Genomic DNA, 20388 nt, shown 5'->3' with positions numbered 1-20388 from the left:
GGTGATTAAAAAAACAACTATGTATTTATTTTTGCAACAAGAGAGTCTTGTTTGTTACCATAGTGGCAATTTAATTGAAGTCTTAAAAAAAATGTCTGATATGAAATTCGATATTCTGTCGTGCACTATTGATCAGGATCAAATGGTCGTTGCAAAACAATGGGCTGATACCTTTATATATAATGCAAAAGATGATGTTGCAATCAATATGACTCAGTTCTTACTGGCTTGTTTGGCTTGCGGTGACTTCAAGACTCGTTCTTATCTATCCAAGTCATCTAATTTGCAAGCACCCTCCGATCAATTAACCATCGCTGATTATGTATCCCATGCAAGCCGCGTTATTCTTGACTATCAAGAGCTCAATGGAACGAATAGGAAAGAATTATTAAATTATTTCCCTGCTCCAGGATCAGAAAATACTGTTTTTTCCCGCTCAGCCACTCATAATGTGACTCGCGGTATTGATGGTACAGTCATTGAAGGTAAAGGAGTTCTTCTGGGAATTATGGGGCAATTACCCGTAATGATTAAAACACCCCTGGATTTTGGTATTAATATTGCCATGGGTGGCATGGGAAAAACCAATTTTTATGGAAAAAAAATAGCCAACAATGGATGCAGCGGCCATTTTTATTTTCACCGTAATGACAACCAGAGCTTGCTTCTGCTTGGATTGGAACAAACAGCACCTGCAGCCTCCGCCCTGGAATTCCTCTTAGGAACTAAAAAAGATCCTGATGAGGTACAACAAAACCACGATCAATTTGGCCAAGGTCATTCCTTAAAAGGAGCTTCTGACACCTATACTGCTGCCGGTTCTTTGTATTTTAGCGACCCTGTTTATCAAGCAAAACTTCTATTGGAAAAAGGCGTTTTTCCACCGGATAAATATGGCGCAATGCGAGTCACGATTACTGACGAAAATTGGCCATATATCACACAATTCTTAGATCAATTAAAAAAAGCAAGTCTTGAAGAGGAAAGTCATCAAAAGCACCTGTTGGATTTACTATTAAACAAACCTAAAACAGCAACTCCTGCTCAGGGAGAGTACCTAAGTTATATTGCACTTGATTTCGATAGTTATTTGAAACGTGTGTATCAAGTTTTTATTACTGAAAGTCAATTGGATGCTGAAAATCAATTAACTCTCTTTAATTTACAATCTCAATTATTAGCTACGATTAAAAAGTTGCAACAAGGACATATTGAGCATTATGAGGCCTTTAAAGAGCAAATGACACAAATCATTCAAACAAAAAATACGCCACCTGAGTACCAGCAGGCTATTCTTCGTATTCAAAAATTATTTGAATTGCAACTTAAAATTGATCCAAAACTGAAGCAAACCCATGAGGAACTTTTATTAAAAAATCTTTACGATGATTTACAGGAAGAAAGTAAACTTCTCCTGGAAAAACTGTTGAGAATTCAAAAGCATTTCCAAGAGCTATCTAATGAAAAAGAGAAAGAGTCGATAACCCACTTTCTCCAGCAAATTGACATACACATTAAGGAGCTGCAAAAATCATTCCCCACTTTTTCAGTAGAGATTGATTTATCTTCAAGTTGGGTCATGTGTGATTATCCTGTTTCCATCTCCATGGACTCTATTGAGCAATTAAAAAAAATCATAGAACGCGCTGAATTATTTACCAAACCCATCGCATTAACAGGCAAAGACGCAATTGCTTTCCCTGAACTCGTACTAGGCTGGGAAGAACAACTCCTACCTTTTGCTCAAATCAATCTAATTGATTATACAGAATTAAACCTGAACGATTTGGCGCAACAATTTAATGATTATGTGCACACTTTAGCCCAAGAATCCGAGCTATTTAACTTGTGGGAACATCAGCCCGATCAAACAACGAATATCCTCGCTGACTTTTTCATGAAACAATCCGAATTTGAACTCGGGCAAACTCTTGTGGGACAATACCGCGAAAGCACGCTCCTAAAACACTTATTTTCTTTAGACCTTACCGACCTTGGTTCAGCAGGTTTTAAACCCTATGCAGAGCTTAATACCGAATATAAGAAACATCACCCTAATTCATACTGGTGCCAAGTCAACGAACTTCTTACAGCGGGTTCTGATGTAATACTTATGCTCCGCGCTTTAAAAATACAACAGACGACTAAGTCTTCCTGGGAAGGTATGAACGCTACAGTAACTTTGTTTCAAGAGGCTGTACTGCGATTTAAAAAAGCGAATGACGAGCTACAACGTTTCCGCAGCACGCTCCAGAAATCTTCCGTTGAAGTTTTTGAAAGCCCTTTTTTCTACTCCATTAATGATGAAACACTGCAACAAATGAATGGGGTGCAACTTGCTACTATATGCCTGGAAGAACTGAATGCGGCCTCACCTAGTATTTTGGTGAACCGCATCATGAAGAATCAAGCACTGTGGCAAACTATAGACCAAGCGTTGCAAAATGAAACATTGACAAACCGTAAAGATGTCGAGAATAAAATCATCACCTTGCGTCAAATCCGGCATTTTTGGGAATTAGTCCAGCAATTTAAAGAACATTCTGATCTGGAAGCAAAGAAGGACCTTTTTGCTAAAATGCAGAGCGCAGCGACAGAATCTACTTCCATATTTGGCGCTGCCGAAACGATTGAACATGCGCAAATTGAGCTGCAACAACTGCAGGAATACCTGCAGCAAGGACTTAATGTAGCAACAGAGGAAAATAAACCCTCTGCACTGGACTTATTGGAAGAAAAATATAATAAGCTTCCAGAACATGAGCGAAATCACTATGCCTCTCAATTGTCTCAAGTAAAAAAAGAGATGTATCAATTTTATCTGGGACAAATCAATTTATCGCAAAATATTGAAGAGAGAAAAACAATATTTCTTATCTTAAATCAATTATTTGTAAAACTGCCTCTGGATCTACAAAAACAATTCCAGGTGGAACATCAAACCCGACAAATAGAAGATATTTTGTATGGGCTATATGACCGCTTAAAAAAAGCCACCTCAGTCGCCGATAAGAAAAGAGTATTCGATGATCGTACTTTTTCGAATACCATCGAGAATTTTGAAAGTTTAAGTAGTACTTTAACCGCTGAGGATGCACAAAAAACTCATAAACAATTAATACGCGACCAGAGAATTTATGAACAGCTTCTTGAAACTCAGATCATTAGCCAAGAGTCCCAAGTTAAACCTATAGATTTACTTTTAACGCAGTTCGAGCCAATTCTAGACAAAATTGCCTCCTCTCTTCAAAGCCAACTCATAGGAGCGGCGCTCCATGATGCCATTTTTAAACAAGTAATTCTGACAAAAATAGAAAATAAAAAACTCTCCTCTGTAGTGATCCATGATTTGCTCACTCTAAAGACGTTTCGCGATAAAAAAATAAAGCTCAGCAAAGAGAAAGGATATGGAAATGAATATGATCAATCCATCAATCAATTTTATGAAAAAGCATTGAACATACGCTTATCAGGCCTCCCCATACAAAAACAAGCACATGATTTAATGAAGGCGGCCAAAGATGAATTTAGTCATCGCCACGATACGCGCCGACTGATTGCTGATATTGCGATGATAATTACGGGTATAGGACTTTTTGCAGGATTCGCGCGTTTAGCCGCAGGAAAGACTTTCTTTTTTAGCAGTGCAAAAACAGATAGAGAACTTGAGTTAAAAAATCAATGGCTTTGCGACTACCAACAGCTAACACCGAAGGATGAAAATGAGATTCCTTTACTTGCCGCTCCTGCTGCTTAAAAATTAAGACCCAAAGAATTTTGGGAGCCAAGATCCAATGGAACTTCCTTTAGAATAATATTCTTCTTTGGGTTACACATAGGTCGGACAATTTACTGTCCGACCCATGCCGCAAATCAATTCGGAAATAAATTAATTGGTTAAGCCTCCCTAGACAACGTACCTTGCCGATCTCGGCTCTCGCCTCAGAAATTAGAATCAAAATCGACAATAAAAATCCATTGGATAAATTGGAAAGAATTCTGAAACTATTCTATTCTTAAAAAACTTGAGTCATCGATTCAAGCAACTATTTAAATTTTTTTATAAGGATATAAATAATGAATGCATGGAACAGTGTAATTTTTATGAAAAGTAATAAATCTATGTCTGACATGAATGCAATGGCAAAATGGGATGGCGTAGAAAAAATGTGGTCTACATCAGGTGACTGGGATTGGTGCATAAAATTAGATCAAAAAACATCAACTCCTGAAAAGGCAGAAGCCTTTGTTGCTCGTATGCGTGAAGGACACTGGGCAACAGAAACCCAAACAAATTGGTGGAAAGAAGTTCCTGCAAAATAAATAGTCCACTCGGAGCCAAGTGCTCCGAGACTACAAAGTATTTTAACTAGAGTCTCTTGATAACGCCCCATAAGTCGACTTACATCCGCACATCCTATCCCTACTTTCTCGAAATGCATTAAAAAATCAAATTGCATATAATCTTTACAAAAACATCCTTGGCAACACGATTTTTTATAAAAAGCATAGCCATACGTTAAAAATAAATTCCCTTAATAAGAAAAAAGTTTTAAATTTTAATTTTTACCCTAATCCATTCATTATGAAATCAAAACTCTTATTTTTATTATTATTTTTTGTCAATGCAGCATGTGCAGATCCATGGTTCACAGGACCTTTACTTGCCCCTGCTGGAAAAACAATACCCTCGGGCCATATTAATTTTGAACCGTATGCGTTTTTTAGCGGCTACCCCCATGGATTTAGAAATTTTGAAGTGACGCCTATTGTGAGTTTAGGGGTGCTCAGCTTTTTAGATTTACAAACTGCTTTGCCTTATGATTACAGTTGGGATAAAAACCAACATGGAAACGGCATCGGAGATTATAGCTTAGCTGCAGGGGTGCAAGTTTTGCGTGCAAAAGAAAACACCTGGATTCCCGATCTTCGTGTCGTAATCCAAGAAGTTTTTCCCACCGGACGCTATGAAAATTTAGATCCCAAAAAATTGGGTACCGATCAAACAGGTTTAGGTTCATTCCAAACCTATCTTGGTTTTAACTTTCAAAAATTGGTTCTATTGCCTAACCAACATTATTTACGCACCCGTTTAAGTCTGGTGGGTGCCAAATTTGGTGATGTAACCGTGCATGGAGTGAACGTTTTTGGCGGTGCTCCCGATACCGTAGGTAGGGTAAAGCTTGATAACAGTTATTCTGCTGACTTGGCATTTGAGTACACACTCACACAAAACTGGGTTCCTGTTTTCGAAGTGTTATATGTACACAGTCCAGGAAGTAATTTTGAGGGTAATCCCGGATTTACCCCAGGCGGGACAGTTGCCGGTATAGGGGGAAGAGCAAATGAACAGGTTTCGTTGGCTCCGGCCATTGAATATAATTTTACCTCCAATCTGGGTCTTATTGGCGGTGTTTGGTTTTCTGTCACAGGACCCCATGCGGCTGAATTCGTCACTGGCGCTTTAGCCCTAAATTGCTATTTTTAGGTCTAAACAGATAGAAACTGGTATTTTTCAGTTGTATAATGCAAATAATTTGTTCACTTTTATCAATCGTAGGTTGGGCCTTGGCCCAACATTTCTTTTATAATCGCCGATGTTGAGAAGCAATGCATCATCATGTTGGGCCAAGGCCCAACCTACGAAATTGAAACCAGTGTTAAACCATAGGTTAAAAATTTAGAGAAAAGGCATAAAAAGTATGTACTCATTTTTTAATTTTAAGACGTTCAATACGGCATTAAAATTAACAGCACAAGACCGATTATTTATTTATGTTTTTAATCAGGCAAATGATAATAGAAAACTGGCATTAATTAAAAACCAAAAAATTGAAGCGATTGCTCGAATAGCTCATCACGACCGTACTTTTGAAGCCTTTTGTAATCGTGAGGAACTCAAAGATTACTGGGAAAAAATTTGGTCTGCCGCTGGTGTGGTCTTATCTCAGCAAAAAAATCTCCCTTTAATTTTGTTTTTCTCTCATCCTCAATTAAATCAGTTTAATCTAGTCCGAGGCACCTATTTTTATTATCTCTCTCAAGAAGTAAGAAAAGAAATGAAAATTGATTTTGGATTCTCTGAGATGGAAGCGATTAAGATGGCGATTCGATACGGTTCTGTTCATGCAACTCAGCGTTATAATGAATACATTTACTCAAAACTTCAACATGAAAACAATAAAAAGTCGGAAACGCTTTACCAAGAACTGATCTCCAATAGCAAGCTCATGCTTCCCCATTATGGCAGTTACGGATACATGGTTTTCGCCGAGGCAATGGCTCATTACTGTTTCTGGTTACTCCAGAATCATGAACTGGAAAAAGCCCAGGAAATCTATATTCTTGTTTTAGAGTCGCTGGATTATGCCCAGCTCATTTTAAAGGACAGCCAGTACAGCATACAAAATGCAAGTATGGGACTAGGCCTTAAATACAGTAATTCTCTAGGATTTGAATCTCCGTCCCAAGCAAAAGATTTTTTTATGAATCAATATGATGCGTTACTTGAACCCGTTCAAACAACTCGTGTACCGCCCCAATAATTAATCAAAAATAAAACAAATAGTCTATATTATAATTAATTCATTTGATCTTATTTTTCGAATAAGAAAGAGGATATTATGCCCAAAATTTATATCACCTATGCAGCCACTCCCAGCGGAGCACTGGTTATCTCAAGTTATCATGAAAAAGTCCAGTCCAAACTTAATGCTTTTACCCTCGTTAAAACGGAAGTGTGTAGCGACAATTATTTTTGCGTTTAGAGGACAGCAATAAATTAAGCTAAAATAAGCCTTTCTGCAGGAACAGAAGTGTACATCAATTAAACTAAATTTGTCTCTATTTTTCGTTATTAATTTATTAGTGATGGGGAGTAATAATTGGGGATTTTCAGGATTTAATTTTATAGGACCTAAGGCCAACTCTTTCCTGATCTATAGGGAAGAGTTGGCCTTAGGTTGACAAGCCTTCACAGAAGGCGCGTCAGTCGGCGTTGATGGGCTCTACTTTATTCCTCTTGGCGCACTCACTACGGTAACTCGATGTATTGAGTTCAAGGATCACTGCATGATGCACAAGCCTATCAATGGCGGCATTCGTAGTCATTTCATCTTTAAAGATGGAGTTCCATTTTGAGAATGGCAAATTACTGGTAATCAATAAACTGCGCATCTCATAACGTGCGGCCATCAGCGTGAATAGTACATCGGTTTCATGACGCTCAAAAGGGACATAAGAGATATCATCAATAATGAGCAACTCAAATCGGTCTAACTTTTTGATGAACTGCTCTAACTTCAATACCTGCTTCGCTTGCAGCAGTTGCTGGACAAGACTCGCTGCAGTGTAAAAACAAACTCGTCTTCCGGACAAACACCATTCACGTGCAAGCCCTATACTTAAGTGGGTTTTTCCAGTACCTGGGTTTCCAAAAATTAATACATTGCCGTATCGGTCAATAAACTCCCCTTCGGCCAATTGAATAATTTGGCTTGGCGCAAGCCCAGGAATACGAGTCATATCAAAATCAGACAGTAACTTGTCGCGCGGTAATTGAGCTGATTTGACGAGCTTATCTATCTTTTTTTGCATGCGATAATCGCTTTCTCTTTGCAGAATTTCATAAAAGAATTCAACATGAGACAGTTTTTCTTTCTCACAAACGCTGTGCCACCTCCAGATAATCTTTAAGGCAAATAGGTAATTTTAAATTGGACAGCAGTTGATTTAAATTATGAGTTAAATTCAAATTGATGTTCATGCTTAGTGACTCCTGTAGGAGGTCAATAAGTTGTCATAATCAGCCAGGTTTGGCTCCATGACGTGAACAGCTCTTTTCTCTTTTTGGTAGACATCGATTAACTCCTTAACCCGTTCCAGAAGAGGGATTTCGCGTGCCTCAAGCAATAACTCAAGGGCAAGAGCAACTTGCTGTTCTGATTGAATTTTTGCTAACTGCAGAATCTTTAAATAGACTCTATCAGCACTAGCTGGCCGCTTGTTGCAAAGCTCATCATAAGCCTTACGAAAGCAGCTCCTGGGGAAAAAGGCTCCTTGGTAACGATAATTAGCAAAAGCAGATGGCTTTCGAACTAAAGCATCAATAAGGTGTCTGTAGTTAATCCCTTCAAGCCCATCACCATAGTTTCTTGGCATGACCTGCAGTTGTTTGTTGCCATAGAACAAGATGATTTCTTCAGGATAAATATAAGCTTTTAATGTATAGTGAATTAGCCTGCTGGGGACGCTATAAGGCTTATCCAGAAGCTGGATAATGCTGCCTGAGCTCACGCGTGCAGTAACAATTTCAGGTGAATTCCATTTTCTATCAGGAAGCTCTTGCAGTAGCTCCTCTTCTTGCTCAAACTGAGCCATCCGGTATTTGTTGCGCCCATCAACTATTTTCTGCAAAAACTCAATATAATCTTTTTGAGTTAGGAAATCACGAGAGCCACGCACCATCAAGGTCTGGTCAATCGCGTTTTTCAACAAATCATGGCTTTTTTCTATAGAGCCATTTTCATGGCTTACTCCAGGATTATTAGTAGTTGGTTTGATTTGGTAATGAGCCATAACCATTTGCCAACGCTCGGTGAACTCGCGCCTACTCCCCATCGCTTTAGTTGCTGCAGTGAGGTTATCTGTACGATGCTCACCGGCGACATAACCTAGTTCCCATACTGCCTTTTCAAAACCACTGACTAAACTTTCAAAGCTTTCGCTGAAACATACTTTAATCGACTCCCAGCGTGAATACGTCAGGATAAAATGAAAAAGGAGGTGCTTAAATGGTTGGCCATTAATGGTGATGTTAAGTGAGTTCATGCACGTAAAATCAGACTGGCTTTGCTTACCTGGTTGAATATGTTGCCTGAAAATAACCGCTTGTTCGGCTCCAAAGGCCAGCCGCCAATCGCGAACCCGTCGTTGCAATGTACGTAAATGGCTTTTGATTATATTGTTCTGGGGCACGTTGCCATAAGATAATTAGCAGTGTCTTGGCTTCTAGCCCTGGTGCACCCTCCAGCATTTTTGCAAGCTCATCCCAAACATCAGAGAAACGCATCAACTCGGGTTTTCCAAGTATGTGGCTTGCTCATCTCTGACGGCAGTTGACCACTCTTAATATATTTCCTTGCTGTATTAGCTGACATTCCTGATTTTGCGGCAGATACTTCCTGGTTATGTTTTTTTAGTTTTTTCATGAGTAATTTTACCTGCTGATTGGTTATTGTCATTCGCCAAGAAGTCCCTTTGTCGATTTTTAAAAAAGACAATCTAATCAACTAATAATAGGTGACTAATAGAACTTTTGACTAACCAGCAGAAAAGGGAATTTTAAGGGGGTATTTTTGCTTCCGAAAAAACGCAATTTTAATTGTCGCTACACAGGAAGGTTTAAAATCAACAGATTTGCAAAGTTTAGAGGGAGATCTTCCTGCATCATACGATGATGTGATTGTAAAACAGAAACTGCTTGATTTATTGAAAGGCATTACCGATCAGGGTCTAGATTATAATAGAGTGACCTATAGAGGTGATTTAAACCTCTGTACCAAGCGCAAAGAAGATTTGGCACCTTATTTATTTGATGGCACAATTAATCGCTTTTTTGCTGGAAAAGAGGTGCAGTTAATTTTAGAGTCAGCCAATAAAGAATATGTAGAGGGTGCAATAGATTTCGCAGATAGAATAGGATTTACCGGCGCAGTGATTCAAACTAAAAGTGGGACTCCAAAAGAACAAGAACTCTCTAAAACCTACCCGAAACAAGAGCGTGAAATGGATGTATCCGTTCCAAAACCAAAAACATCTGAACTGGCACAATCCAGTGTTACGGTTCAAGATCCCCATGTTTTATCTGATGCCCTGGGAAAATTTGGCAGTTTTAGTCCTGCAAGCGCTGAAACCACTTCGGCTCCAACTAAAAAACAAGATCAAGAAGGCACAGAAGAAACACCTGGCCTTACTAATTAAGAAATATTGAGCCCACGGGCTCTACAATTTAGTTTATTTTGTAACACCTGAATTTAACAAGGCCATAAATTCATAAGGACTCATTTGACGAGAAAAATAAAGTCCTTGCCCATACTTACAGCCATATTGCTTGAGTTGCTCTCTAATTTCCCGATTTTCTACCCCATCGGCCAAAACCTCTAACTCAAAGGTTTTAGCCAGATTAATAATCGCTTCGACAATTTTAGCCTTCTTCTTATCTTTCACCATGTTCAAAATAAGAGATTTCTCAATTTTTATTTCATAGATAGGAAAATTGACCAGATAAACAAAGGAAGCATAACCACTGCAGAAATCATGTATCGCTATTTTAACGCCTAAGTGACTTATTTGGTTTAATACATGTATAGATTTTTCTTGATCTGCCAAACAAGCACGTTCATTAAATTCGAGGATTAAATACTCGGATGAAATTTTATTTTCATGAAGCAACTGCTTTATAAAAACAGGTAATTTTTTATCAATCGCGTCTTGAACGGATAAATTAACTGATGCAAAAATTTTATGTCCAGCATTATGCCAAAGTGCCAATTGTTTGGTGACATGGGTTAACATAAACGAGGTTAATTGTTGGTTTAAACTAGAGCCCTCAATTAGGGAGCTAAATTTTTCCAAACTAATTAATCCATATTTTTCATGTACAAAGCTGACCATAGCCTCAGCACCTATAATTTTACCTGTTGCCAGTTCCACTATGGGTTGAAAATAGATCTTCATTTCTTGATTTTCTATTGATTTTTTTAAGCCATTCATCACCATTCGGTTGGTAGTGAAATCCTCTTCCATATCGGGATGATAAAGAGCGAAAGGTTTGTCCTTTTTCTTGCATGAAAAACTGCTGTCCGAGCATGATTCACTAATGTGACTTCATTATTGCCATCATGGGGATAAACGGCAGCACCTGCCGTGGTGGAGATGTTTATATGAATATTATCCACTATAATATCGAGCGTAGTTGCTTCTATAATGGCATTCAGCAGTTTGTTCCAATTAACCTCTTTATTCAATCGGGGTAATAATAATGCAAACTCATCACCCTCCATTCGCGCCACACTATTAATACCCATGGTAGCCTGGAGCATAAAAGGAGAAAGCAACATATCTTTTAATTTTTTTACGAACTGGATTAAGACACTATTGGCATTAAAATTACCAAAATTGTTGTGAATCGATTTAAAATCATTCAATTTTAATAAAATAACTGCCAACTCATTCGGGGTTTCAATCTTATGAATGGCTTGCTTAATTTGCTCGTGAAAAAGTAGGGAATTAGGGAGCTGAGTAAAAAAATCATGCTCACTTTCATATTTTAGTTTTGCTTCCAGATCGCCACTTTTATAAAGAAGTTCCTGAGTTTTATCTGCAACCAGTGTTTCTGCCGTATTGGCCAATCCATAGCAAAACGACTGCCCCCAATAAGCGAAAAGAAATGGGCTCAGATCAAGAACCCAAATGGCAGGATTTGTTGTTTGAGCACGAACAAAACCATTTAGATTGATAAATCCTGTTATTTGGTATGACACAACAAGTGATGCAATAATTATGCTACTCACCGAAATGCATAATCCTATATAAGCATACTTATTCACGTAATCTTTAAAGACAATTGAAGTCCTTGCGAGTTTGTAATTTATATCCATATCAGTCAGTTTTTTATCTCCATATGCTAATTTTAGTACTTAATTTGGAATGTGGGTTAACCTTGGCTGTCATTAAAAAAACTCCCCGCTGTCGCCAGCGGAAGAAGAGCTGGGGTTAGGGTTCATTTAGCCCTAATCAATATACTCATCCTCCCTCAAGATACCTTGTCCTCCATTTCCGTCATTCCCAGGGCAACGGGGAATGACGGAAACAAGGAAATAAAGAGATTGCCTCGTTTCATGAGGTGGGAACAGTACAGCCGCAAAAAATTAAATTGACAGCATCAAGTCTAATTTGATATGTTAAGCAAATAATAGATAAAATTTAACCAATCTTACTCAATATGAATCATCGCCATAGTAACCACAATACGCTCCCTGCAGTTTTCACTGCAAAAGCGCTGCTATGCCCTGATTCGTTACCCTCAGCAATCTCTTTCGAAACTATTATTATTATTATTTTGCCCTCTTTACCCTAGAGCGGTCAGCTATTTATTGTCCCTAACCTCTCTAGGGAGGAAATATCGGGATTTAAGAAATAACTGATTTTGAAAACTGGAGGGTACTGTGACTCAAACCAATTCTTTTAGCTTAACAAACAATTTATTGCCTTTTGTTATGTGGCTTTTCCCACTTTCTTTTTTTGCTCTTCAATTTATATTGCGTTTATGGCCGGGATTAATGATGCAAGAAATAATGGCTCAATTTTCAATCGATGCATCCAGTTTCGGTTTCTTGGCAGCATTTTATTATTATGGATATGCGGGAATGCAAATCCCTATGGCGCTGTTGTTAGATAAATTTGGTGCCAGAATCATAGTTTTTATCTTTGCCCTCCTTTGCGGCCTAGGCGCCCTACTCTTTACCTCTACCAATAATTTTCACTTAGCTTTATTCAGCAGATTTTTAATTGGAGCTGCTTCGGCTGTTGGTTTTTTAGGGGTATCCAAAGTGGTTTCTGAATGGTTTAGTAGCAATCAATATTCGCACATGATCGGTTTTTCTTTTAGTGTGGGACTTTTAGGAGCGATCTATGGTGGAAAGCCATTAAATCAATTGATCTCAACCTACGGTGGCCAGCATATTGGATTAATCTTAGCTCTATGCTCCATAGGTGTAGGATTTTCAACGTTCTTAATCTTGCGTACTCCAAAAAATCTTAAAACAATAAAATCGAGCAACATAAGCCGGTCCCATTTATCTGTTTTATTCACTTTAAAAAGATTATGGGTTCTTGCCTTGGTTAATTTGTTAATGGTTGGTGCGCTGGAAGGTTTTGCTGATGTGTGGGGAGTCCCCTATTTAATTACCGCCTATGGTTTTACAAAATCGGATGCGGCCCTACTCGTCTCTTTTATTTTCGTGGGTATGTTATTTGGCGGACCAATACTTGCTGTGCTTAGCAAAAAATTAGGGAATTACACTGTAATAAGAATGTGTGGCTTCGGTTTAGCCCTGGCTTTTTTGATACTTCTTACTGAGAATTTAAGCAATTGGTGGATACTGAGTGCGCTTTTCTTTACGGTTGGACTAATGTGCTGTTATCAAGTAATTGTCTTTGCAGCAGGCTCTACCCTTGTGTCCAAGACACATTTAGGAATAACCATCGCTTTTCTAAATTGTATCAATATGTTCGGTGGGTCATTTTTCCACACTTTAATCGGTAAAATTATGGACTCTTACTGGGAGGGTGGCGTTGGCGCAAATGGATTAAGACAATACAGCCTTCAATCCTACCATCATGCCCTACTGCTGATACCAACCTGTGCTCTTTTGGGCGCACTATTGGTTTATTTAATTCAGAAAACGGCTAAGAACTCAATGAATGTAGAATCTGATAAACAGACCGAGCTTGTTGAAGTCTAACTGAAAAAGCACACGCTCTTTGGCTGGGCCTTAAGGAATCGAGCGCTTTTGGGGGGCGTTGGTGCGCTAAACACAAATGCATTATTCTTTGGTGCACTCAGCCACCTTCATGAATGAATCCCTGCCTTCGCAGGGATGACAATGGATACGCAATGGAAAGAATGGACGCCAAATGGTGTTCAAAAAAAGCTATTGCTACCTTAAGGTTGGACTTTGGCTTAGCATTTCTTCCTCCCCTCCTCTTTTAAACGCTTAAGGAAAAACAAAAAAATACTTTTTTTTCATCATGCAACACTTAAGCGCCACTTAACCTCAACGTGATAAAATTAAACACATGTTGTTAGGGGGGGGTAAACGAGATGAAACGCGCATTGACTGTTTTATTGACGATACTCCTGTTGCCTTTGACTGCGGTGGATAGTGTTCCGTTATTTCATCGAAAAGCTCACGTTACCGTGGATAAGGACACAAAGCATGATGACACAATGTCTCGAGGTAACGATTTTCCTAGTTCATTCGCTTCATCAACTGATAAATAAGCTAATTATGGGGCGTTTTTGTCAAAGGAACTGAAGACCTTTTTGTTTTTAATTGGATCATGATATAGCCACCAACGACTGCAATCACAATCAAACTAACCGACATAAGCGGTCGTGTAGCAAACCAAGCGATTGCCGTCATCATGAGCCACACGCTCGTCCCTAATAGAAAGGCCGCAAATCCACTACTGGATCTGACAATGGAGCCTAAAAAGGGCAATACATCGGCTAAAATGACCAATGGGGTCAGAATCTTAGAAAATCCCCAGATCAATATAAACAAGGAAACGAAACGCAACCCCCAGGCAAGTGACGTGTTTTCTGCTTGAGCCTGATGAATCATTTCCTCTGATGAATGTTGGCCTGTGGATAATAACATGACTGTTTGCCCTGCGGGTGCACGATATGCTTGAAGAGTATTTCCAGTTTGTTGCGCAATAATACTGACTGTTTGGGGCTCAACAACGGCTAGCGTAATTCGTAGATCACCCAACTGGGGATGCTGGGAGTCTTGTCCCACATATAATTCATTGTCGTTGCTTAGCTCAACTGGCTTATTTAATTGGTCCTTTAGCCTTTCTTTATTGACCTGGGATAAATTAACCGGTCGACTGACCTGAATCTGTTTCATCAAATCATCAGGGAGTAAAAAATCACCTACAGTTACCTTTTTCGCATACTGTACTTGCGACTGAACCGCCATGGACGCTGGGTTTTGATGTCCTGTGGGGTTTTCAAAATGAGAGCTGTCAATTAAGCTTTCCGACCAGGTTTGATCATAGGTATAGGTTTTTGTTTTTTTTTCAGAGCCACCTAAAAGTGATTCCGTTTTTGTTTCTGTTTTTTCCTGCCATTGATACATTTCAACTTTACGATTAAGGCAAATAGCATTGATGGTTATCCCTAACAAAGCATCGACCAAATTCTCTTTGGTTGTTGCTAAACCGCTCAAATACACTACTTTAAGATTATTTTGCTGATTGATCGGAGCATTAGGTATGGAAATTAGAATATGTTCTGCTTGTGCCAAGGACTGTGCCGTGTGTAGAGCGTGTCGCTCATTCCAAAACACCAGAACAATTGCGCCGATAATCAATACAATTCCAATAAGAATATCACCCAAAGAATCTTTTAATCGAGAAGACCATGAGGTTGTTGTTACTTCTTCATCCATGATATTTATTCACTTCCTTAAATAAACATGCTCATTAGCAATAAAATGAATTAAAAAACTACTTTTATCTTTTGTTGACTAGGATAATGTCTGGCTTTGTGTGGGTTCTTTCGGCTCCGGTATTTTAAACGAATCAAGGGCTGTACCTCCAGGTTTCATTTTGTCTCCAGACTTAAATTCCTCTCCGTTGGCATGATAAAGTTTTCCTTTATCTCCATATCCCATCACTTGGTTGGTTTTTGAATCAACGATAAGAAAGCTAGAATCCTTCTGCTCTGCAGCCATTTTCTGAAAAAATGAGTTCATATCCGATTCGGATTTAAAGGATAAATTAAGTTTGCCATCTTCACCTTGTTTCGATGGATTATTTTTGTACCATGGATCGTCTTTAAAGATATCCTGAAATTTCTTAAAAATCGCCTCACTTAACGGACTTGCCACTGTCACATCCTTCTTGGGAGTAGACGGTAATGGGGTAGTTACTGTTGGTACTGTCTGCGTTTTGCCCGGTGCGGATAAAGTCATTTCGGGTTCGGGATTGATAAGAGCAGTATATTTTTCCGTATTATCTTTATGAATCTGTGCATATGAATCATAGGCTTTTTGACTGTCTGCCTCGAGGAGTTCTTTTGTGTCCTTATATTTTTGATGAGCCTCTTCACGCTTTTGATTCAATTCATTCGATTTTTCATCAGTAAGCTTGCCTTCTTTCGCCAGCTGATCTCTTTGAATATCCAAGTCTTCTGCCGCTTTTTTATATTCTGCCTCGGCTACATTCATTTTAGCTTCATTTAACTCCAATTTAGCCAAATACGTGTCATGAGCAGCGGTATTGGAAAGCTCCATTTCTTGTCTAAACTTCTCTATATTTTCACGTTTAGAAGAGGGGCTTAAAGTAGCATAAAGATCTAGAATCATTTTTTGCTCATGAGAATTCTTAACAACTTGATTTTCATAGATTTTTTGCAGTTTATCTCGCTTTTTAATTGCTTCCTCTAAATTTTTTTCGGCAGCAGTAGGCATTCTTTTCTCCGAGTATCACTACTTTATATAAATATTAGATCAGTTTGGAACATTAGGTATGAATTTTAAAGCACCTTATCCTCAATACATGAAGATACTTTTTTAAGCGTATGTGTTTTTTGCCTTGAGATATCATCACCTTTCCTGAATCATTTGCCGAACTTTTAATAGGCCTATTGTTTATACTGTCATTCGCATAGGGGAATGACAGTAATTTAGCCCCCCAAATAGGTTTACTCTATAAATAGGAATTATTGAAATAACTTTTGTGGCTGAAACTTACAACCTGAATTTAAAACAGGATGTAATTCTGTTTCCTCAGAAGTCTTGGGAATATAGATACTTCGAGATAATAAGGGTGATTTTATTGGTTTCACCGATGACGGTAACTTGGACGCCGCTTTTTCATCAAGCATAATGGTAACGTTTTTATGTGCGTATAAAGCCGTTGCAGGAATATCTTGATTCGGTGAGGAAGCGGCATTCACAGCAGCAATTATCTCTGCTTTTGTGGAACCTGATGCTAACAAATAACACTCTTTGCTGTATTGCAAAATGGTTCCAATTCCCATCGTTATTGCATGAGTCGGTACCTCATCTTTTGCATTGAAAAAACGTTTATTGGCTTCGCGAGTTTTATCATCCAATTGAATCACTCGTGTTCTAGAATCCAATGCAGAACCGGGTTCATTAAAACCAATATGGCCATTCACTCCCAATCCTAAAATTTGAATGTCTATCCCACCGACCTCTTGCATCAATTCTTCATATTTTTTCGCATGCTGTTCAATTTGTTCAAGTGGTACGGTTCCATCCAACAAATGAATATTTTCCTTTTTGATATTAACGTGATCAAAAAAATGATGATGCATGTAGTAATTATAAGATTGTATATGAGTTGGTTCTAAGCCTAAATATTCATCTAAGTTAAACGTAATGACTAATGAAAAATCCAAATTTTCCTCTTTATGCAGACGCACTAATTCTTTATATACGGGTTCAGGGGTACTGCCTGTTGCAAGTCCCAAAACAGTGGGTATTTTTTTCTCATTATTCTCCATGATTTTTTTTTGAATTGCTCGCGCGGCTCTACTTGCCATACCTTCAGGTGTTTCCCTAACAAAAATGCGCTCAAACATAAAATTTTCTCCATCAAAGGTTATATCCACATAAACAAGAATTCAGAATAAAGAGGGTCAGGATGCACTTCCTCATTCATCTCTTTTGCATATTTTGTTACAATGAACTTTGTGCAGGATGCCACTGAATAATAAAGAAAAATTGATTTATAGGCTTGCGATTTTAGCTAATTTATCAGTGAAACTCTAGGACATTTCCTGAGAGTCAGCTCTAAACAGGTATTAGAGCTTGAGTGTCAGTAGATTAATATTTCCAGTATTGTTCCCTAAAAGGATTTGAATATGCTTATTAAAAATATTTATGTTTATAACGATGCTGGGATTAAAGATCTAAAACATGTGTACGTTTCTGATGATGGCTTAAGGAAAATCTATAATCTTGGTGATGATTTATCGTCTCTGCAAGAACAAAAAATTATTGATTCCAAGGGCTGTTATTTCTTAATGCCAGGCATGCTCGATTCTCATGTTCATGGCCAAGGTGGTGTTGATTTCGCTGATTTAAGCGAAGAAATGAGTTCTGAGAACTTAGAGCGCATTGTCCGAGCGCTGGGAAATACTGGTCTGTCTTATGCATTAGCGACCCTAGTCTCTATGCCAATACCCTCCTTAAAGAAATCATTGATACAAATTAATAATTTTATAGCGCAACAAGGACAAAGTCCTACCCCTGGCTGTACTCAGATTGTTGGTGTGCATCTAGAGGGCCCCTTTATTTCAAAGAGTTGCAAGGGAGCTCACGCACAAGAGGCACTTCAAGAGAATATTAGTATGGAACAATTTAGGGATATTATTCGCGTTGCACCCAATATTAAACACTGGAAAATAACCATTGCCCCTGATTTGCCAGGAGCTGAAGAATTTATTCAACAGAGCAAAGATCTTGAGCAAGAAGGTATTTTTGTAAAAGTATTTATTGGCCACTGCAATCCGGAAGATAAGGAGACTATTGGCCGTGCTGTTGCAGCAGGTGCGTGCGGATTCACGCATCTTGGGAATGCGTGTCAAGAATCGTGCAGTAGAGAAACACGCCAACTTACTGTAAATGATGCCCAAAGTCATGTTGTTCAATGGATACTTGAAAACCCTAATCGTTGCCCTGGTGGTGTGGAACTCATTGCGGATGGGGTACACTTATCCGACTCATTTATTTCGTTAATAGACAATGCGGTTAAAAACAAAATTATTCTTGTAACCGATGCGTTAGGCCCCACAGGGTGCAAAGATGGAGCCTATAAATTAGGTTCTTTGGATATTCGTAAAGAACTGGATAGTTTCTATTTGGCAGATAGTGAAGGCCATTTTCTGATGAAAGAAGGAAAACTGCCCACTGGGGAAAAAGGTTTGGTAAAAACCCTTGCAGGCAGCGCAGCCTCATTATCGCTTTGCGCGCAAAAATATTTTAAATTAATGCAGGGCCCACTGGAAAGTCGTATGGACTCTTTATATGCGGCGCTCATCACAAACCCTAGAATGACCTCCTTATCAATGGAGGCGATAAAAAATTTACCCGATGAACGAAATTTTTCTATATTCAACAATCAGGGGCAACTCATTTTGAGTTCGTGCCATGGTCAAATAATTGAGCATCAGCAATTGCAATGGCCGATATCAAGCATGCTTCATTATGGTTTTTTATCGAGTCGTTTACCTACTGAAAGCAACCGTACCGAGACAGAAATAAGTCCTATATTCAATTAGTTTGTAAAAAATCAATGATCCTGATTATTTAGGACTTCGGTTTTAAAAAAAACAAACAAAGAATACTCGCGGTCAATGCAGTAAGGCAACAGAGTACAATGGGCAAGATAATTGATAAAACAATCATTAAACCGCCTGCAAAGCAAATAATGGCATCACCCAGTGTACGCAAACTTAATTGCGCCCCCATGACTTCGCCTTGCATGGTGGCTTGAGAGCTATTAGAGATATGAATCGTCAGAGTCGTTACTACACTGGTGATGCTAAACCCAATGAGTGCAAAAAATAAAAACATCGCTATGGGATTTTGAAAGGTGATCATGGCAGCAAAAATCAAAGTAGTAGTCAGCATCGCCAAAATAATTATTTTATGAATAGGCAGGTGTTTTGAAAGGTGGTGGGGAAGCCAGGATGCACCTAGAGCAAGCGATGCTGATAAAGCACCATTATAAACTGCAATCATGCTGGGAGACATAAGCCATTTTCCAGCCAAATACACCGGACCAAACTCATAAAACATATCTACTGCAAAGGTAAACAGTGTACTGATGATGAGCAAAGGTTTCAAATGGGGGTGATGCTGAAATAAAAGCTTGAATTGGCGAATAATATTGAGTTGTTTCAAAATGGATTCTTTCTGAGGGGTCCCCAGGGTTTTATGCTCCGGCAATTTCCACCAGGCAAGCCCTAGGGTAATCACTGATGCGAGTGCGGCAACAGCAAAAGGGAATGACCAGGAAAACCAAGGAATCATACGTGCATTGGACAATAAGCCACCAATTATCGGCCCAATGATGTAACCAATACCGGCCATACTGTTGATCCTACCAAAACTTACATACTTGTTAATGGTCGTCAGTTCTGATGCGAATGCCCTGGCCACAGCAAAAGTCCCCTCCATGAATCCGGTTAAAAAGCGGCTGAATAATAAAAGCCAGAAACTGTTTATCTCAAACGAGATAACGGTCAATACATAACCGAGCATGCTTCCAGCCAGACTGAAGATCAGTATTTTTTTGCGCCCATACAGATCCGAATTTCTACCCAAAATAGGAGAACCAATGAATTGCCCCAGAGGAAAAATTGCAAGGGTAAGCCCCAGCAAAATACGTCTGCCAGTTTCACCCCATTCGGGAGAAATAATCAACTGATCGGTAGATTGTAAAAAAAGAGGCGGAAGAATGGGATAAGCAATGGATGAACCGATAAAACTGATTAAGACAATGAGTAAAATAATCCACAGTTGTCTTTTTTCATGAGTTGTTTGCATGTGCATTTTTATTCTT

General features: G+C 38.8%; 15 protein-coding genes and 1 pseudogene. 8 read left to right on the top strand and 8 right to left on the bottom strand.

Features of this window, described 5'->3' with window-relative positions; all coding sequences use genetic code 11:
* The first annotated feature begins 1 nt into the window (after nucleotide 1).
* From EL022_RS07070 to EL022_RS07055, 4 genes are all read left to right on the top strand, one after another.
* The gene (locus tag EL022_RS07070) at nucleotides 2-3757 is read left to right on the top strand and encodes a LepB GTPase-activating domain-containing protein (protein WP_241972266.1); all 3756 of its coding nucleotides are present in this window, start codon (nucleotides 2-4) and stop codon (nucleotides 3755-3757) included.
* A 320-nt stretch (nucleotides 3758-4077) separates the two neighbouring features.
* On the top strand, nucleotides 4078-4323 hold the full coding sequence (locus EL022_RS07065) for a hypothetical protein (protein ID WP_028382371.1): 246 nt from the start codon (nucleotides 4078-4080) through the stop codon (nucleotides 4321-4323).
* Between the two features lie 262 nt (nucleotides 4324-4585).
* The gene (locus tag EL022_RS07060) at nucleotides 4586-5488 is read left to right on the top strand and encodes a transporter (RefSeq protein ID WP_028382372.1); all 903 of its coding nucleotides are present in this window, start codon (nucleotides 4586-4588) and stop codon (nucleotides 5486-5488) included.
* A 214-nt stretch (nucleotides 5489-5702) separates the two neighbouring features.
* The gene (locus EL022_RS07055) at nucleotides 5703-6545 is read left to right on the top strand and encodes a DUF5630 domain-containing protein (RefSeq protein ID WP_028382373.1); all 843 of its coding nucleotides are present in this window, start codon (nucleotides 5703-5705) and stop codon (nucleotides 6543-6545) included.
* A 442-nt stretch (nucleotides 6546-6987) separates the two neighbouring features.
* Here EL022_RS07055 and istB read toward each other — a convergent pair whose 3' ends face one another.
* From istB to EL022_RS07040, 3 genes are all read right to left on the bottom strand, one after another.
* The gene (gene istB / locus EL022_RS07050; protein WP_241972276.1) at nucleotides 6988-7620 is read right to left on the bottom strand and encodes an IS21-like element helper ATPase IstB; all 633 of its coding nucleotides are present in this window, start codon (nucleotides 7618-7620) and stop codon (nucleotides 6988-6990) included.
* Between the two features lie 147 nt (nucleotides 7621-7767).
* Complete coding sequence (locus EL022_RS07045; RefSeq protein ID WP_126325142.1) at nucleotides 7768-8976, bottom strand: Mu transposase domain-containing protein; 1209 nt, start codon at nucleotides 8974-8976, stop codon at nucleotides 7768-7770.
* Nucleotides 8977-9056: 80 nt separating this feature from the next.
* Complete coding sequence (locus tag EL022_RS07040) at nucleotides 9057-9242, bottom strand: hypothetical protein (protein ID WP_126325140.1); 186 nt, start codon at nucleotides 9240-9242, stop codon at nucleotides 9057-9059.
* Between the two features lie 175 nt (nucleotides 9243-9417).
* On the opposite strand from EL022_RS07040, the gene EL022_RS07035 reads away from it, so the two are divergent.
* Nucleotides 9418-9981 (top strand): hypothetical protein, encoded by a 564-nt coding sequence (locus EL022_RS07035; RefSeq protein WP_051544449.1) that lies wholly within the window; start codon nucleotides 9418-9420, stop codon nucleotides 9979-9981.
* A 33-nt stretch (nucleotides 9982-10014) separates the two neighbouring features.
* Here the strand turns inward: EL022_RS07035 and EL022_RS16685 are convergent.
* Nucleotides 10015-11660, bottom strand: a pseudogene (locus EL022_RS16685) (putative bifunctional diguanylate cyclase/phosphodiesterase).
* A 618-nt stretch (nucleotides 11661-12278) separates the two neighbouring features.
* Here EL022_RS16685 and EL022_RS07025 point away from each other — a divergent pair.
* Complete coding sequence (locus EL022_RS07025) at nucleotides 12279-13526, top strand: MFS transporter (RefSeq protein ID WP_051544465.1); 1248 nt, start codon at nucleotides 12279-12281, stop codon at nucleotides 13524-13526.
* A 359-nt stretch (nucleotides 13527-13885) separates the two neighbouring features.
* Nucleotides 13886-14065 carry a hypothetical protein gene (locus EL022_RS07020; protein ID WP_126325138.1) on the top strand — a complete coding sequence of 60 codons (180 nt, stop codon included), beginning with the start codon at nucleotides 13886-13888 and terminating at the stop codon, nucleotides 14063-14065.
* A gap of 1 nt (nucleotide 14066) precedes the next feature.
* Here the strand turns inward: EL022_RS07020 and EL022_RS07015 are convergent, their stop codons facing one another.
* From EL022_RS07015 to nagB, 3 genes are all read right to left on the bottom strand, one after another.
* A complete protein-coding gene (locus EL022_RS07015; RefSeq protein WP_051544450.1) occupies nucleotides 14067-15239 on the bottom strand; it encodes a TMEM43 family protein in 1173 nt (390 codons plus the stop codon).
* A 78-nt stretch (nucleotides 15240-15317) separates the two neighbouring features.
* A complete protein-coding gene (locus EL022_RS07010; protein ID WP_028381076.1) occupies nucleotides 15318-16262 on the bottom strand; it encodes a hypothetical protein in 945 nt (314 codons plus the stop codon).
* 251 nt (nucleotides 16263-16513) lie between these two features.
* Nucleotides 16514-17401: a glucosamine-6-phosphate deaminase gene (nagB, locus tag EL022_RS07005; RefSeq protein ID WP_028381077.1), complete on the bottom strand. Its 888-nt coding sequence runs from the start codon at nucleotides 17399-17401 to the stop codon at nucleotides 16514-16516.
* Between the two features lie 282 nt (nucleotides 17402-17683).
* Here nagB and EL022_RS07000 point away from each other — a divergent pair, with 282 nt between their 5' ends.
* On the top strand, nucleotides 17684-19102 hold the full coding sequence (locus EL022_RS07000) for an N-acetylglucosamine-6-phosphate deacetylase (protein WP_028381078.1): 1419 nt from the start codon (nucleotides 17684-17686) through the stop codon (nucleotides 19100-19102).
* Between the two features lie 28 nt (nucleotides 19103-19130).
* Here the strand turns inward: EL022_RS07000 and EL022_RS06995 are convergent, their stop codons facing one another.
* Nucleotides 19131-20378, bottom strand: coding sequence for an MFS transporter (locus tag EL022_RS06995; protein WP_028381079.1), 1248 nt, complete (start codon nucleotides 20376-20378; stop codon nucleotides 19131-19133).
* Nucleotides 20379-20388 lie beyond the last annotated feature (10 nt).

Source organism: Legionella cherrii, assembly GCF_900635815.1.
GTDB lineage: Bacteria > Pseudomonadota > Gammaproteobacteria > Legionellales > Legionellaceae > Legionella > Legionella cherrii.
The sequence above is the reverse complement of the archived record's forward strand: the minus strand, read 5'-3'. Positions and strand labels throughout refer to the sequence as shown.